The 1,384-nt window shown below is 62.9% G+C and carries 1 protein-coding gene; it reads left to right on the forward strand.

Annotated elements, in window-relative coordinates; genetic code table 11:
• The first annotated feature begins 111 nt into the window (after positions 1-111).
• On the forward strand, positions 112-1,254 hold the full coding sequence (locus WS62_RS26590; protein WP_066577265.1) for an ISNCY family transposase: 1,143 nt from the start codon (positions 112-114) through the stop codon (positions 1,252-1,254).
• Positions 1,255-1,384: the final 130 nt, after the last annotated feature.

Genomic DNA, 1,384 nt, shown 5'->3' on the forward strand with positions numbered 1-1,384 from the left:
TGTCGCGAGCAAATGAATTGTCCGGGTCTGTAGCACGTAATCTGTCCGGTTTTTGGGTGCGGCATGAAGCCACCCGTAAGCCGGGCACGGTGGTTACAGGAAACCCGGAAGATGAGATTCGAAGAGGTCTACACGGACTGGCAGGAGAAGCGCCTGACGCAAGCGGAGGCAGCGAGGCTGCTGGGGGTATGCGAGCGCACGTTTCGCCGCCAGATGGGACGCTACGAAGCCGATGGGCTCGATGGGCTGATCGACAAGCGGATCGAGCAGATTTCGCATCGGCGTGCGCCGGTTGATGAGGTGGTCAAGCTGGTGGAGCTGTACCGGCGTGACTACGCAGGCTGGAACGTGCGGCATTTCCATTGCTGGTATCGGCGCGAACATGCGGGTCAGCGCAGCTACACGTGGGTGAAGAACCAGTTGCAGCAGGCGGGTGAGGTCAAGCGCGCCAAGGCGCGCGGCAAGCACCGCAAGAAGCGTGAGCGCGCGCCGTTGCCGGGCATGCTGGTGCATCAGGATGCCAGTCGCCATGAGTGGGTGGCCGGGCACGACTGGGACCTTGTGGTGACGCTGGACGACGCGACAGGCGAGCACCTGTCGATGTTCTTCTGCGAAGAGGAAGGCACGGCTTCCAGCTTTCACGGCGTGGGCCAGACGATTGCCTGCCACGGCTTGTTTTGCGCGCTCTACACCGACCGCGGCAGCCATTACTTCCATACGCCCGAAGCCGGAGGCAAGGTCGACCACAACAACCCGACACAGTTTGGCCGGGCGCTGGCGCAGTTGGGTATCGAGCACATCGCGGCCTATTCACCCGAGGCCCGTGGGCGTTCCGAGCGCGCTTTCGGCACACACCAGGAGCGCTTGCCACGCGAGCTCGCCAAGGCCGACATCACCGATATGCAGCAAGCCAACGCCTACCTGCAGCAGGTCTACATGCCGCGTCACAACGCTGAGTTCGCCGTGCCGGCTGCCGAGTCGGGCAGTGCCTTTGTACCCTACATCGGCAACGGCTTGGCCGATATCCTATGTGAGCATCACGAGCGCACGGTAGGCAATGACAACTGCGTGAGCTTCGAGCGGCTGAAGTTGCAGATTCCAGCCGATAGCGCACGGCCTCACTACGTCAAGCGGCGCGTGCGTGTGCATCGATATGTGGACGGCACGCTGGCGGTGTTTTACGGGCCACGTTGCCTGGGGCGCTATGATGCGCAAGGTGCGCTTGTCAGCGCCCCGGTTCAGTTGGCTGCCTGAGGGTCCGCCAGACAGCCGCGGGGGCGGCAAGCCGGCTTCGGGCTACGCCCTACGCCGGCTTGCCGCCCCCGCCAACATGCGGACATTTCATTTGCTACAAAACCGGACATTTCTATTTGTCCGCGACAGC

The organism is Burkholderia sp. ABCPW 14 (assembly GCF_001523835.1).
Taxonomy (GTDB): Bacteria; Pseudomonadota; Gammaproteobacteria; order Burkholderiales; family Burkholderiaceae; genus Burkholderia; species Burkholderia mayonis.

Coding starts and splice junctions, on each gene's coding strand:
- WS62_RS26590 (WP_066577265.1), top strand. CDS start 112: ATGAGATTCGAAGAGGTCTACACGGACTGGCAGGAGAAGCGCCTGACG.